We start from the raw sequence: 13,771 nt of genomic DNA on the forward strand, positions 1-13,771 counted from the left end.
TGCGGTCGGGTCTCTAGCGCGGGTAGCGGCCGGTCCCGGCAGCGGGGGGCCGGGCCGGGCGCGCGTCGTAGGCCCGCACGATGCGGGCCACCAGCGGGTGGCGGACGACATCGGCGTCGGTGAAACGCGCGAAGCCGATGCCCTCGACATCGGCCAGCGTCTCGATCGCATCGGTCAGGCCGGACAGGGTGCCCGAAGGCAGGTCGATCTGCGACAGGTCGCCCGTGACCGCCATCCGCGCGTCGGCGCCGAGCCGGGTCAGGAACATCTTCATCTGGCTGGGCGTGGTGTTCTGCGCCTCGTCCAGGATGACGAAGGCGTTGGCGAGCGTGCGCCCCCGCATGAAGGCGAGCGGCGCCACCTCGATCTCGCCCGAGGCCATGCGCTTGGCGATCTGATCGCTCGGCAGCATGTCGTGCAGGGCGTCGTAAAGCGGTCGCAGGTAGGGGTCCACCTTCTCGCGCAGGTCGCCCGGCAGGAAGCCCAGCCGTTCGCCTGCCTCCACCGCCGGCCGCGACAGGATGATGCGGTCGACCTCGCCCGCGATCAGCCGGTCGACGGCACAGGCGACGGCGAGATAGGTCTTGCCGGTGCCGGCCGGGCCCAGGCCGAAGACCAGGGAATGGGTGCGCAGCGCGCGGATGTATTCCGCCTGCATGGGCGAGCGCGGCGAGATCGCCCGCTTGCGCGTGCGGATCGTCAGTTCGTCCGACCACAGGCTCTGCCCGCCGCCGGGGGCCGCGTCGATGCCGAGGCGAATGGCCGCGTCGACCTCGCCCGCCTCGACCGCCATGCCCTTCTCCAGCCGGCGGTAGAGTGCCTCCAGCGCCGAGCGCGCGGCACCGACCGCCGCCGGCTCGCCGGTCACGACGAGCTGGTTGCCGCGCGAGACGATGCGCACGCCGAGCGCCTTCTCGATGCGGCCCAGATGCGCGTCATGCTCGCCATAGAGCAGCGCCAGGAGGGCATTGTCCGGAAACTCGAGGTGGATCGGGGTCGCGGTGGCCGGCAGGCTGCTCATGCCGCCGCACCCATGCCCGCTGCGCCCATGGCAACCGCACCCAGGCCAGTGGTCTCGCCCGTAACGATGCGGCCGGCCAGGCTGTTCGTGCCGGCGGCCTCGATGTCGACCGCCAGCTCGCAGCCGATCAGCCGTTCCGCGCCGTCGACATGCACCGACTGCAGCCAGGGCGTCCGGCCGACGAGCTGGCCTGGATGGCGGCCACGCTTCTCGAACAGCACGGGCACCCGCCGGCCGACCGTGGCGCGATTGAAGGCGTCCTGCTGGGTCCGCAGCAGATCCTGCAGCGCGGCCAGCCGGCCGGCCTTCACGGCCTCGTCGACCTGGACCGGCTCGGACGCGGCAGGAGTCCCGGGCCGCGGGCTGTACTTGAACGAGAAGGCCTGGGCGAAACCCGTCGCGGCGATCAGGTCCATGGTCTGGGCGAAGTCCGCGTCGCTCTCGCCCGGGTAGCCGACGATGAAATCCGAAGAGAGCGCGATGTCGGGCCGGGTGGCGCGCAGGCGGTCGACGATGCGGCGATAGTCGTCGGCGGTGTGGCGGCGGTTCATCCGCGCCAGCAGCCGGTCGGAGCCCGACTGCACCGGCAGGTGCAGGAACGGCATGAGCTGCGGCACGTCGGCATGGGCGGCGATCAGGTCGTCGTCCATGTCGCGCGGGTGCGAGGTCGTGTAGCGGATGCGGCGAAGGCCATCGACCTCTGCCAGGGCCCGTATCAGCCGACCAAGGCCCCATTCGCCGCCGCTGCCGCCGGCGCCATGCCAGGCATTGACGTTCTGGCCGAGCAGGGTGATCTCGCGCGCGCCCAGCGTCACCAGGCGCCGGGCCTCGGCCAGGATGTCGGCCGCCGGGCGCGAGTATTCCGCACCGCGGGTGTAGGGCACGACGCAGAAGGTGCAGAATTTGTCGCAGCCCTCCTGCACCGCCAGGAATACCGACACGTCCTGCGGCTCGCTCTGCTGCGGCAGCGAATCGAACTTGGATTCGACCGGGAAGTCCGTGGCGACGATGCCCCGGCCAGGTGCCGGGCCGCCGGGGGCAGCCGCGCGCGTCGCCCGCGCGATCAATTCCGGGAGCTGGTGGTAGGATTGCGGGCCGACGACGATGTCGACATGGGGTGCGCGGCGCACGACCTCCGCCCCTTCGGCCTGAGCGACGCAGCCGGCCACCGCCAGCAGCAGGTCGCCGCCTTCGGCGCGGCGCTGGACCTTGAGCGGGCGCAGGCGACCCAGCTCGGAATAGACCTTCTCGCCGGCCTTCTCGCGGATATGGCAGGTGTTGAGAATGACGAGGTCGGCCTCGTCCGCCACATCCGTCAGGGCATAGCCGAGCGGCGCCAGGACATCCGCCATGCGGGCGGAGTCGTAGACGTTCATCTGGCAGCCGTAGGTTTTGAGATGGAGTTTCTTGGTCAATGCCGTAAGGCCCCGTTCGCGCAAGTCACACGCCCCCTGGCGGGCGGATCATCATGGATTCGGGGTCGCACGGACCCTATCACCGGCCGGAACGCTGTCAAGTGACGCCTGGATGACGGAATCGCAAGGGGCTGTCGCGCCGCGATCGCCGGCAAGGCCGCGATCAGGCCGCCGCCACATGGCCGGCATCGGCGGGCGGCGGGGCTGGCCGGCGGGCGATGGACAGCCAGCGGCCGGCCAGCGCCCGGTCCATCCCCGCGACGATGACCTGCCGGCAATGGGCGGCGAGCGCCTTGCGCGAGCCGAAATCGTCGATCGTCACGGGCGCGTGAAACTCGACCGACACCGTGCAGTCGCCCAGGCCGGCCAGTTTCCACAGATGCAGGCCCAGCTCCATGTCGCCATACCAGGCATAGAACGGGCGCAGCCCGTGCCCGAGCGGAATGCCGTCGAGCCGGACATAGGCGATGGTGACGGGCTGCACCGTGACGGGCCGGCCGTCGATGCGCTGCTCGGCCGCGCTGAAGAGAGCTGTCTTGAAGGGCAGGACGCGGTTGCCGTCGCTGCTGGTGCCCTCGGGGAAGAGGATCAGGCTGTCGCCGATCTCCAGCCGCCGGGCGATCTCGTTGCGCTGGCCGGCGGTGTCGGTCCGGCGCTGCCGGTTGACGAAGACCGTCCGCTGCAGGCGGGCGAGCCAGCCGAACAGCGGCCAGCCGGCGACTTCGGCCTTGGCCACGAAACTGCCGCCGATCAGCGAACCCAGCACGCCGATGTCCAGGTAGGAGCAATGATTGATGATGTAGAGCGTCGGCTGCGCGCGCGACCGCTCTCCATGCCGCTCGACGCGCATGCCGAGGATATGCAGGCAGATCCGGTGGTAGATCAGCGGCAGCGCGGTGGCCGCGCGGCGGGCCCGCAGCGTGACCAGGACCCACTGCACCGGCATCAGCGCAAGGGTGAACGAGAAGTAGAATGTCAGCCGCCAGGCCGCGAGCAGGGAGGATCCCATGCCCCTCACCCTTCCCGCGACCGACGCTCGTAATGCTTGTAGTACTTGTCCGTGACGAGATCGGTCTTCACCACGATGCAGATGTCGGTGGTGTTGAACTGCTCGTCCACCACCGCCCCGTCGCCGACGAAGCCGCCCAGCCGGAGATAGCCCTTCACCAGCGGCGGCAAATCGGCCAGCGCGCGCAGCGGCTCGATCGTGTCGGCCGGCAGCATGCGCATGTCGACATAGCGGTCGGCCACCGCGCGCGGGCGCAGGTGGGGCGGGGCCAGATGGTGGTGGTAGAGATAGGAAAGCGGCACCGCCAGCGCCGACGGATCGGTGCCGGGCAGGCTGGCACAGCCGAACATCAGGGCGATGCGGTGGCGGAAGACATATTCGGCGATGCCGCGCCACAGGAGCTGCATGGTCGGCCGGGTGCGATAGCCGACATCGACGCAGGAGCGCCCGAGCTCCAGGATGTCTTCCGGCAGGGCCTCCAGCTGCGAGATGTCGTACTCGGCGGCCGTGTAGAAGCCGCCATGGCGACGGGCCGCCTCGCGCCGGATCAGGCGATAGGTACCGACGACCGAGGATGCGCCTTCGCCGCGCGAATGGTCGATGACCAGCAGATGGTCGCAGAGCGGGTCGAAATCGTCGAAGTCGCGCGCCAGCCGGGCCATCTCGGGCGTCGGGCGGGCCGCCATCTCTTCATAGAAGACCCGGTAGCGCAGCGCCTGCGAGGCATCGATATCGGCCTCGTTGCGCGCCAGCCGAACTTCCATGGTGCCGGAGCGGATCGACAATCCGTCCGCCCCCCATTGCGGCCCGGACGCCGAATCGCCGGACTGGCCCTCCTCGGGGGAGCAGGCAGAGTTTGTTTCGGCTGACATCGCGATCCGGATCAGGGCTTCTTGGCGCGATCCGGCCGGTCCAGCGGAACGCCGTACAGCTCCAGCCGGTGGCCCACCAGCTTGAAGCCCAGGCTGGCGGCGATGCGTTCCTGGAGCGCCTCGATCTCGGAATTGTGGAATTCGATCACTCGGCCGCTTTCGACATCGATCAGGTGGTCGTGGTGCTCGTCCGGCGTCTCCTCGTAGCGCGCACGCCCATCGCCGAAATCATGGCGATTGAGGATGTCGGCCTCTTCGAAGAGCCGCACGGTGCGATAGACGGTGGCGATCGAAATGCGCGGGTCTATTTCGGTCGCACGGCGATGAACCGATTCGACGTCCGGGTGGTCGCTGGAATCCGACAGCACCTGCGCGATGATGCGCCGCTGCTCGGTCATTTTCAGGCCCTTGTCCATGCAAAGGCGTTCGATACGCGAGGGCACCTGGCTCTCCGTGTTCGGTCGGTCCATCATTATACCCGCTTACGGGTTGCACGACCATGGTAGCCGGGTCGGTAATCGGAATCAGCAATACCAACCAAACCATTAGCGCGAACGCGAGTGAACAGCAAGGCAGTGACCGCAGGGCCCCGCGGCCGGCGATAGTAGCCGGGCCGGATGCCGACCTGCCGGAAGCCGGCCGCGGCATAGAGTGCCACCGCCGCCGCGTTGTCCTCCGCCACTTCGAGATGGACCCTGTCCACCCCGTCCGGCAGCACGGCCAGCAGGTGGTCGAGCAGCATCCGTCCCGCCGCCCGCCGGCGATGGGCGGGGTCGACGCCGATGGTCAGGATCTCCGCCTCGTCGACGACGGACCGCCAGAGCGCCAGGCCGATCGGGCGGTCGCCCGCGACCAGTGCCGCCCCCACCACGCCCGGCTGGGCCAGCAGGCCGTCCCAGGCATCGGCCGGCCATGGCTCGGCTGGAAAGCAGGCCGCGTGCAGCAGCGCCAGCCATTCGCCGTCGCCAGGACCGATCGCTTCGATTCGGCCGGGCGGCAGCGCCGTCATGCCGCGGCCGGCGGCAGGCTGACGTCGGGCGGGCGCAGATAGACCGGGCGCGGCGGCAGCAGCGGCTGGCCCGCCGCAAGCATGGCCGCGGCCGCGGCCGCCAGCACGGCGGCATCCGCGGGGCCGTCATGGACGACGATCGCGGGCACGCCGGATGCGGACAAGGCCGCGGCGACCAGGCGGGCCGCGTCGCCGGCGACGGCGATCGGGGCTGCCGCCCCCCAGCCGGACAGACGGGCGGCGATGCCGGACGGGGTGGCCACGAAGGGCTCGCCCGCGCCCTCCTTTGTCAGGATCCGGACGAAGACCTCCTCCCGCCGGCTGTCGATGGCCAGCAGCAGGGGGCGGGCGCCGCCGGCCGCCCGTGCGTGCACGTCGAAGCTCGAGATGCCCCAGGCGGGGATGGCTGCCGCGATGGCGATGCCCTGGGCGAGAGCCAGGCCGACGCGCAGGCCCGTGAAGCTGCCGGGACCAACCGTCGCCACCACCGCGTCTAATTCGGCGGCCGCGGTTCCGGCATCGGCCAGGACCGACCGGACCAGGGGTGCCAGATGGGCGGCGTGGCCGCGATCGGTCACCAGCCGCCGCGCGGCCAGGACGGCCCCATCCCGCCAGACGGCGGCCGAGCCGGCCCCCCCGGCAGAATCGATCGCCAGCAGAGTCAGGCCCATAGCCTGCCATGCCGTTCGATGCTAGCCAAGCCGACGCCAACGCACGACAGCGGATGACCCATGCTCGTACCCGTGGATGCCCAGCAGAGCGGCATCATCGTGACCCTCGCCTATGGTACGCCGGACAACCTGTCCGGCCGGCCGATCTATCTCAACCCGATCTGCCTGCTGCAGGTGGAAGCGGCCGCCAAGCTGGCCCATGCCGCCCGACTGGCGCAGGCCCTGGGCCTCGGCCTGCAGATATTCGACGCCTATCGCCCGCCCGAGGCGCAATGGCGCCTGTGGGAGGCCTGCCCCGACCCGACCTTCGTGGCTGACCCGCGCCGCGGCTCGCCCCATTCCCGCGGCATCGCCATCGACCTGACCCTGGTGGACGGCAACGGGCGGGCGCTGGAGATGGGCACCGGGTTCGACGCCGTCGTCGACCAGTCGCACCATGCCCGCACCGACGTCTCGCCGGAAGCGCAGCGCAACCGGCTGCTGCTGCTGGGTCTGATGACGGCGGCCGGCTGGGACAACTACAGCAAGGAGTGGTGGCACTATCAGCTTTTCGACGCCAAGCGCTATCCGCTGATCGCCGACGGCGCGATGGCACCACCGCTCATGTAGCGGGCGAACCCGCGCGATCACATGATCGCGCGGACCTCCTGCACCTCGGGCACATAGTGGCGCAGCATGTTCTCGATGCCGCTCTTCAGCGTGGCGGTGGAGCTGGGGCAGCCGGCGCACGAGCCCTGCATGTGCAGGTAGACGACCCCGTCCTCGAAGCCGTGGAAGACGATGTCGCCGCCATCCTGGGCGACGGCGGGCCGCACCCTGGTTTCCAGCAGTTCCTTGATCTGCGCCACCACTTCGCTGTCCTCGCCGGCATCGGCCACGACATCGCCGGCCGCCTCGGGGAGGATGGTCGGCCGGCCCGAGGTGAAGTGTTCCATCACCATGCCGAGGATGGCGGGCTTCAGCACGTACCAGTCCTTCTCCGCGGTCTTGGTCACGGTGACGAAGTCGCTGCCGAGGAACACGCCGGAAACGCCGTCGACATCGAACAGGCGCTGGGCCAGGGGAGAGCGGCCGGCGGTGGTGCGATCGGCAAAGTCGGCGGTGCCGGACGCCATCACTTCGCGGCCCGGCAGGAACTTCAGCGTGGCCGGGTTGGGGGTGGTTTCGGTCTGGATGAACATGGGCGTGCTCCCGGGCGGCAGGGGCGAATGGAACTACCCCCAATCTGGGCGGTCGGGCCCGGCCGATCAACCATCCTTGGAGGAGGGTCTTGGCGTGCGCTCAGGCCAGCGCCGCGATCTGCGCGTCGGTCAGCGATCCCGGTACGATCGTGACGGGCACCTTCAGGCGGTGCGAGTATTTGCCGGCCAGGTAGCTGATCAGCGGGCCCGGCCCATCGGGGGAGGTCGATGCTGCCAGCACCAGGATCGAGATCGACGGGTCCTCGTCGATCAGTTCCAGCAGCGCCTCGCGCCGCCGGCCCTCGCGGATGTAGACGACCGGCAGGGAGCCGGCCATCGGTTCGACCTCGGCCGCGACCTTCATCAGGAGCGCCTCGGCCTCGGCCCGCTTCTCCTCGCGCATCAGTTCCTTGACGCCCATCCACTGGCCGTCGTCATCCGTGTCGATGACGTAGAGGAGGGCTACGCGCCCGCCCGTCCGCCGGGCGCGGCGGCAGGCATAGCGCAGCGCCACCTTCAACTCGTCGCTTTCGTCGACGACGACCAGGAAGATACGCGGCATGGCGGACGGAGCCTCGGTCTGCACGACGGTCAAGGAACTTCAGTTCCGGCGGAAGATGATCCCCGCGAGCCATCCTGCCATTCCGGCTACCAGCACGGCAATGATGCCGTAGATGGCGGCATAGCGGTGGGCGATGTCGGCCATATCGGCGCCGACGCCGATCTTGCTGACGACGAGCGGCGTCGCCTGGGCCGCCACCACCTCGCCGTCGCGCACCAGGAAGACGTCGACCGTGTAGGTGCCCGTCGGCACGTTCGCCGGAAAGCGGATGTTGGTCCGGAACAGCCGTTCGCCCAGGAAACGCACCTGGCCCGCCTCGGTGACGAACAGTCCTTCGTCGGTCTTGCTGCGCACGAGCGCGTCGCGGAACAGCTCGATCGTCTCGGGCGAGCGCTCCCGGCGGGCATCGAAGCGCAGGGCGCTGGTGCCGAACTGCTCGCGCAGGCGCAGCGTCGGGGAGGTGAAGGTCTCGATATCCCGCGTGGTGGCGATCGCGTAGTAGGCCGGCACGCGCTCGAACCGCACGCTCTGGACGTTCATCCAGAAACCGGCCACCCGCCCCTTGCGGCGGACGGTGGCCAGCCCCTCGGGCCCGCGCACGAGCACCACGACGTCGCCCGGGCCATCGGTCGCCCCGAACAGCACGACGTCGCTGCCGGTGAAGCCGGTGGTGATGGCGATCAGATGACTGGAAACATCGGCCGTCAGCGGATCGGCGGCGGCCGGCCGTGGCGCCAGGGCCAGCATCAGGGCCGCGAACAGGAGAAGGGCGAGGCGCGCCGGCAAGGGGATGCGCCTGCCTAGCGCCGCTGGGTGACGACGGTGAAGATGTCGCCCGGCGTCAACGTCAGGTCGACCAGCAGCTTGCCGGCGACGACCAGCAGCAGCAAGGCCAGCAGCCCGCGAAGCTGCTCGCCGCGCAGGCGCTGGCTCATCACCGAACCGAAATGCGAGCCGACCACCCCGCCGATCAGCAGGATGAAGGCCAGCAGGGCATCGACCGTCTGGTGCTGGATCGCCTGCAGCAGCGTGGCGCTGGCCGCCACGAAGACGATCTGCACCTGGGCCGTGCCCGGCACCACCTGGGTCGGCATGCCGAGCAGGTAGATCATGGCCGGGACCATGATGAAGCCGCCGCCCACGCCCATGACGCCCGACAGGATGCCGATGCAGAAGCTGAGGGCCAGCGGCATCAGCACGCTGATGTAAAGGCGGGAGCGCGGAAAGCGGACCTTGAAGGGCAGGCCGTGGGCCCAGTAGTGCTCGTGCAGGCGGCGCCGGCCGCCGGTCGAATGACGGCGGCGCAGAAAGGTGCGCGTCGCCTCGATCGCCATCAGCGTGCCGACCGTTCCGAGCAGCACGACGTAGCTGAGCGAGATGAAGAGGTCGATCTGGCCGAAACGCCGCAACAGGCCGAACAGCAGGACGCCGACCACCGAGCCGACGAAGCCGCCCGCGACGACGACGCCCGCCATGCGCATGTCGATGGTGCGGCGGCGCCAGTGGGCGTAGGCGCTGGTGACGCCGCCGGCGATCACCTGGTTGGCGGTCGAGGCCACGGCTACCGCGGGCGGGACACCGATGAAGATCAGGAACGGCGTCATCAGGAAGCCGCCGCCGACGCCGAACACGCCGCCCAGGAAGCCCACCCCCGCACCGAGCCCGATCAGCAGGAAGATGCTGACGGACATTTCGGCTATCGGAAGGTAAACGCTCATGGTCCGGGGTAAGGCCAGCCGGAAAAAGAATCGGGTCCGGCCAATGCCGGACCCGAATCGGAGGCTACGCCGAAGACCCCGTCGGCGGAAGGGTCTACCGCCCGCCGGGGCCCGAACTTGCTAGCCGTGTTGCGGACGCAACATGCCGACCATCTCGTAGATCTCCGCCAAGTGCGGGGCGGCGACCGCGTTGGCACGCTCCGCCCCACGCGCGAGGATGGCATCGACATGGTCGGGCGCCGCCACCAGGCGCTTCATCTCCGCCCCGATCGGTCCCAGGACCGACACGGCGAGGTCCGCCAGCTTTTCCTTGAAGCCCGAGAACTGGGCACCGGCGAACTCCGCGATCGCCGCATCCCGATCGATGCTGGCCAATGCGGCATAGATGTCGAGCAGGTTCTCGGCCTCTGGCCGGTCGGCCAGCCCCTCCACGCTGTCGGGCAGCGGCAACGGGTCGGTCTTGGCGCGCCGGATCTTGAGCGCGACCGTCTCGGCATCGTCGGTCATGTTGATGCGCGAATAGTCCGACGGGTCGGACTTGCTCATCTTCTTGGTGCCGTCGCGCAGGCTCATCACCCGGGTCGCGGTGCCGAGAATCTGGGGTTCCGGCAGGGGGAAGTATTCCACCCCGTAGGCGCGGTTGAAGGCGCCGGCGATGTCGCGCGCCAGCTCCAGATGCTGCTTCTGGTCCTCGCCGACCGGCACGTGGGTGGCCTTGTAGAGCAGGATGTCGGCGGCCATCAGCACCGGATAGGAATAGAGGCCAAGGCCCGCCATGTCCTTCTGCTTGCCGGCCTTCTCCTTGAACTGGGTCATGCGGTTGAGCCAGCCGAGCGGCGTCAGGCAGCCGAGCACCCAGGCCAGCTGCGAATGGCCGGCCACCGTGCTCTGGTTGAAGATCGTGCAGTGGTCCGGGTCGACGCCGGCCGCGATGTAGGCGGCGGCCACCTCGCGCGTGCTGGCGCGCAGGCCGGCCGGGTCCTGCGGCAGGGTGATCGCGTGCAGGTCGACGATGCAGAAGATGCAGTCGTAGTCGTGCTGCAGGCCCACCCAGTTGCGGATCGCGCCCAGATAGTTGCCGAGGTGCAGATTGCCGGTCGGCTGGATGCCGGAGAAGATTCTGTTCATCTGGAAGGTCCCGCAGGATGGTCGGCGGTTATCGCCGTGCCCGCCGGGCCGGTCAAGCGCGCCGCCGCCGCAGCATCCCCCGCAGCTCCGAAGGGTGGGCCGCCCCGAGGGCCAGCGCCGCCGCGCCATAACCGGCAATGCCGATCGCAACTAGGCCGCCCAAGCCAGCGAAGCGACCGACGGGGCCGGCCGCCGCCAGCCAGCCACCGATCAGCCAATCGGCCGCCCAGAGCAGCCCGGCCATGACCGCGACCGCCGCCAGGATGCGCGGCAGCCGGGCCAGCATCGCCCGGTCGGGCCGGAAATGGCCGCGCCGGCCAAGGATCGCCAGCATGACCGCCAGCGACAGCCATCCGGCCACCGTGGTCGCCAGCGCCACCCCGACATGGCCGAGCGGTGCCATCAGAGCCAGGGTCAGCCCGGCATTCACCAGGAAGGACATGGCGGCAATGCGCACCGGGGTGCTCGTGTCCTCACGCGCGAAGAAACCGACGACGACGACACGGCTCAGCACGAAGGCCGGCAATCCGCACGCATAGGCGATCAGCGCCGCGGACGTGGCCGCGGTATCTTCCGGCCCGAAGGCGCCGCGCTCGTAGAGCGTGCGGACGATCGGGTGAGCCAGGACGGCCAGGGCCATCGCGGCTGGCAAGGTGACGACGAGCGCCATCGCCATGCCCTGGCCGTGGGTCTTGTGCGCGGTCTCGGGCGTGGCCGAGCGCAGCTCGCGGGCAAGCTGCGGCAGGACGGCGGTGGCAACCGCGATGCCGACGATGCCGAGCGGGAGCTGGTTCAGCCGGTCGGCATAGTAGAGATGGGCGATGGCACCGGCCGGGAGCAGCGAGGCCAGCATGGTCGAGACGAGCAGGTTGATCTGGGTGATGCCCGCCCCGATCACCCCCGGCCCCATCAGCCGCAGCAGGCGGCGGGTGTCGGGCGTCAGCCGGGGCCATGGCAGCCCGAGCGGAATGCCGGCGCGCGCTGCCGCCATGGCGAGCCACAGGAACTGCAGCACGCCCGCCACCGCCACCCCCCACGCCAGCGCGTGGCCCGGCGTCGGGAAGCGGTCGGCGAACAGCATCAACGCCACGATCAGCGACAGGTTGAGCAGGATCGGTGCGGAGGCCTGGGCCGCGAAACGGTCGAGCGCGTTGAGGACGCCGCCATAGAGCGCCACCAGCGAGATGAAGGCGAGGTAGGGGAAGGTGATGCGCGTCAGGTCGACGGCCAGCGCGAAGCGCAGCGGCTCGTCGGCGAAGCCGGGCGCGATCGCGCGCACCACCCAGGGCATCGCCAGTTCGGCCGCCACGACCAGCGCCAGCAGGACGACCAGCAGGAAGGCCAGTGCATCCTCGGCGAAGACCCGCGCCTCGGCCCGGCCGCGCTGGGCCGCCCGGCCCGCGAACAGCGGCACGAAGGCAGCGCTGAAGGCGCCCTCGGCGAAGAGCGCCCGGAACAGGTTGGGCAGCCGCAATGCCACCACGAAGGCATCGGCAACCGGCCCCGCGCCGAGGAAGGCCGCGGTCAGCACCTCGCGGGCGAAGCCCAGAACCCGGCTGACGGCGGTATAGCCGCCCACCGTCGCCACCCGCTGCAGCAACGCCATGCGATCGGCCCTCCGGCCCAGCCGTCTATCGGCCGGGCGCTATTCCTCGGCGGCCCGCGGCAGCATCCGCCCGAGATCGCGCCCGCCGACCAGATGGACGTGGAAATGCGGCACTTCCTGCCGGCCGTCGGCGCCATGGTTCGCCAGCAGGCGATGGCCCGAGGCATCGATGCCACGCTCGCGCGCGATGCGCCCGATGGCGCGGACGAAGGCCACGATCTCCGCCTCGCTCGCCGCTTCGGCGAAGTCCTGGGCCGAGGTGTAGTGGCCTTTGGGGATCACCAGCACATGGGTCGGCGCCAGCGGCCGGATATCGTCGAAGGCCAGGACATGCTCGTCCTCAAAGACCTTCCGGCAGGGGATCTCGCCGCGCAGGATGCGGGCGAAGATATTCGAATCGTCGTAGGCCATCATTCCCACCTTCAGCCGACTGTCCGGTTGCGGGCGCTCGCCTGATGCTCAGGCCGGCGGGCGGGCCGCCTTCTCGGCGATCCCCGACCGCCCTTCCCGGCGCGCCAGCGCGGTCCATACGGCGTCGGGGCTGACGCCTGCCGACGCCCACAGCACCAGCAGATGATAGAGCAGGTCGGCGCTCTCGTCGGCCAGGCGATCGGGCCGGCCCAGCACCGCCTCGATCACGGCCTCGACCGCCTCCTCGCCCAGCTTCTTGGCGGCGGCGGGCGCCCCGCCCGCCAGCAGCTTGGCCGTGTAGGAGCTCGCAGGGTCCGCACCCCGGCGGGCGTCGATCGTGGCGAACAGCCGGTCGAGCACCCGGGCATCGGGAGAGGGGCCATCGAGGGTGGCGGCGTCGAGGTCCGTCATGGCCGCATCGGGATGCCGGCGGCCGACAAGTGCGCCTTCGCCTCAGCAATCGTGTAGGTGCCGAAATGGAAGATGGACGCTGCCAGCACCGCCGAGGCGTGGCCGTCGCGGATGCCGTCCACCAGATGGTCGAGGTTGCCGACCCCGCCCGATGCGATGACTGGCACGGTGACGGCATCGGACACGGCCTGGGTCAGGCCGATGTCGAAGCCGCGGCCGGTGCCGTCGCGGTCCATCGAGGTCAGCAGCAGTTCGCCTGCCCCCAGATCGACCATGCGGCGGGCCCATTCGACGGCATCCAGCCCGGTCGCGCGGCGGCCGCCATGGGTGAAGACCTCCCACCGGCCGGGCGCAGTCGCCTTGGCGTCGATGGCGACGACGATGCACTGCACGCCGAACTTCTCGGCCCCCTCGGCCACGAATTCCGGCCGGGTCACGGCCGCGGTGTTGATCGACACCTTGTCCGCACCGGCCAGCAGCAGCTCGCGGATGTCGGTCAGCGTGCGAACCCCGCCGCCGACCGTCAGGGGCATGAAGCATTCCTCGGCCGTGCGCGAGACGACATCGAAGATGGTTCGCCGGTCCTCGTGGCTGGCGGTGATATCGAGGAAGCACAGCTCGTCGGCGCCGGCCTTGTCGTAGACGCGCGCCTGCTCCACCGGGTCGCCGGCATCGACCAGATCGACAAACTGCACGCCTTTGACCACGCGGCCGTCCTTGACGTCGAGGCAGGGGATGATGCGGGCCTTCAGCATGG

17 protein-coding genes are annotated in these 13,771 nt (G+C 70.0%); 1 reads left to right on the top strand and 16 read right to left on the bottom strand.

The features are described from left to right. Nucleotides 1-13: 13 nt before the first annotated feature. From STVA_RS26110 to tsaB, 7 genes are all read right to left on the bottom strand, one after another. Nucleotides 14-1,021 carry a PhoH family protein gene (locus tag STVA_RS26110; RefSeq protein WP_123690562.1) on the bottom strand — a complete coding sequence of 336 codons (1,008 nt, stop codon included), beginning with the start codon at nucleotides 1,019-1,021 and terminating at the stop codon, nucleotides 14-16. Beyond that, nucleotides 1,018-2,436: a tRNA (N6-isopentenyl adenosine(37)-C2)-methylthiotransferase MiaB gene (miaB, locus tag STVA_RS26115; RefSeq protein ID WP_170216511.1), complete on the bottom strand. Its 1,419-nt coding sequence runs from the start codon at nucleotides 2,434-2,436 to the stop codon at nucleotides 1,018-1,020. Before miaB ends, STVA_RS26110 begins: the two co-directional genes overlap by 4 nt. Before the next feature lie 163 nt (nucleotides 2,437-2,599). Beyond that, nucleotides 2,600-3,445 carry a lysophospholipid acyltransferase family protein gene (locus tag STVA_RS26120; protein WP_123690560.1) on the bottom strand — a complete coding sequence of 282 codons (846 nt, stop codon included), beginning with the start codon at nucleotides 3,443-3,445 and terminating at the stop codon, nucleotides 2,600-2,602. A 5-nt stretch (nucleotides 3,446-3,450) separates the two neighbouring features. Then, nucleotides 3,451-4,209 (bottom strand): GNAT family N-acetyltransferase, encoded by a 759-nt coding sequence (locus STVA_RS26125; protein ID WP_246782861.1) that lies wholly within the window; start codon nucleotides 4,207-4,209, stop codon nucleotides 3,451-3,453. 119 nt (nucleotides 4,210-4,328) lie between these two features. After that, entirely contained in the window at nucleotides 4,329-4,715 is a 387-nt protein-coding gene (locus STVA_RS26130; protein WP_476692417.1) for a Fur family transcriptional regulator, read from the bottom strand. A gap of 74 nt (nucleotides 4,716-4,789) precedes the next feature. Next, on the bottom strand, nucleotides 4,790-5,326 hold the full coding sequence (locus STVA_RS26135; RefSeq protein WP_123690554.1) for a GNAT family N-acetyltransferase: 537 nt from the start codon (nucleotides 5,324-5,326) through the stop codon (nucleotides 4,790-4,792). Next, a complete protein-coding gene (gene tsaB, locus STVA_RS26140; RefSeq protein WP_123690552.1) occupies nucleotides 5,323-5,997 on the bottom strand; it encodes a tRNA (adenosine(37)-N6)-threonylcarbamoyltransferase complex dimerization subunit type 1 TsaB in 675 nt (224 codons plus the stop codon). The genes STVA_RS26135 and tsaB overlap by 4 nt, the downstream gene beginning before the upstream one ends. Before the next feature lie 60 nt (nucleotides 5,998-6,057). On the opposite strand from tsaB, the gene ddpX reads away from it, so the two are divergent. Beyond that, on the top strand, nucleotides 6,058-6,606 hold the full coding sequence (ddpX, locus tag STVA_RS26145; RefSeq protein ID WP_123690551.1) for a D-alanyl-D-alanine dipeptidase: 549 nt from the start codon (nucleotides 6,058-6,060) through the stop codon (nucleotides 6,604-6,606). A 17-nt stretch (nucleotides 6,607-6,623) separates the two neighbouring features. Here the strand turns inward: ddpX and STVA_RS26150 are convergent, their stop codons facing one another. The 9 genes from STVA_RS26150 to hisF all read right to left on the bottom strand — a co-directional run bounded on the left by STVA_RS26150 (nucleotide 6,624) and on the right by hisF (nucleotide 13,769). Beyond that, a complete protein-coding gene (locus STVA_RS26150; protein ID WP_123690549.1) occupies nucleotides 6,624-7,178 on the bottom strand; it encodes a NifU family protein in 555 nt (184 codons plus the stop codon). 100 nt (nucleotides 7,179-7,278) lie between these two features. Next, complete coding sequence (locus tag STVA_RS26155; RefSeq protein WP_123691319.1) at nucleotides 7,279-7,740, bottom strand: universal stress protein; 462 nt, start codon at nucleotides 7,738-7,740, stop codon at nucleotides 7,279-7,281. 39 nt (nucleotides 7,741-7,779) lie between these two features. After that, nucleotides 7,780-8,526, bottom strand: coding sequence for a TIGR02186 family protein (locus STVA_RS26160; protein WP_245978339.1), 747 nt, complete (start codon nucleotides 8,524-8,526; stop codon nucleotides 7,780-7,782). A gap of 14 nt (nucleotides 8,527-8,540) precedes the next feature. Then, nucleotides 8,541-9,431 carry a sulfite exporter TauE/SafE family protein gene (locus STVA_RS26165; RefSeq protein ID WP_338069545.1) on the bottom strand — a complete coding sequence of 297 codons (891 nt, stop codon included), beginning with the start codon at nucleotides 9,429-9,431 and terminating at the stop codon, nucleotides 8,541-8,543. Nucleotides 9,432-9,578: 147 nt separating this feature from the next. Next, on the bottom strand, nucleotides 9,579-10,586 hold the full coding sequence (gene trpS / locus STVA_RS26170) for a tryptophan--tRNA ligase (protein WP_123690545.1): 1,008 nt from the start codon (nucleotides 10,584-10,586) through the stop codon (nucleotides 9,579-9,581). A gap of 52 nt (nucleotides 10,587-10,638) precedes the next feature. Then, nucleotides 10,639-12,192 (bottom strand): murein biosynthesis integral membrane protein MurJ, encoded by a 1,554-nt coding sequence (gene murJ, locus STVA_RS26175; RefSeq protein ID WP_123690543.1) that lies wholly within the window; start codon nucleotides 12,190-12,192, stop codon nucleotides 10,639-10,641. A 39-nt stretch (nucleotides 12,193-12,231) separates the two neighbouring features. Continuing rightward, a complete protein-coding gene (locus tag STVA_RS26180) occupies nucleotides 12,232-12,603 on the bottom strand; it encodes a histidine triad nucleotide-binding protein (protein WP_123691315.1) in 372 nt (123 codons plus the stop codon). A 48-nt stretch (nucleotides 12,604-12,651) separates the two neighbouring features. Beyond that, nucleotides 12,652-13,014, bottom strand: a complete 363-nt coding sequence (locus STVA_RS26185) for a phosphoribosyl-ATP diphosphatase (protein ID WP_123690541.1) — start codon at nucleotides 13,012-13,014, stop codon at nucleotides 12,652-12,654. Beyond that, complete coding sequence (gene hisF / locus STVA_RS26190; RefSeq protein WP_123690539.1) at nucleotides 13,011-13,769, bottom strand: imidazole glycerol phosphate synthase subunit HisF; 759 nt, start codon at nucleotides 13,767-13,769, stop codon at nucleotides 13,011-13,013. Before hisF ends, STVA_RS26185 begins: the two co-directional genes overlap by 4 nt. Between the last annotated feature and the right edge of the window lie 2 nt (nucleotides 13,770-13,771).

Origin of the sequence: Stella humosa (assembly GCF_006738645.1) — a bacterium.
GTDB lineage: Bacteria > Pseudomonadota > Alphaproteobacteria > ATCC43930 > Allostellaceae > Allostella > Allostella humosa.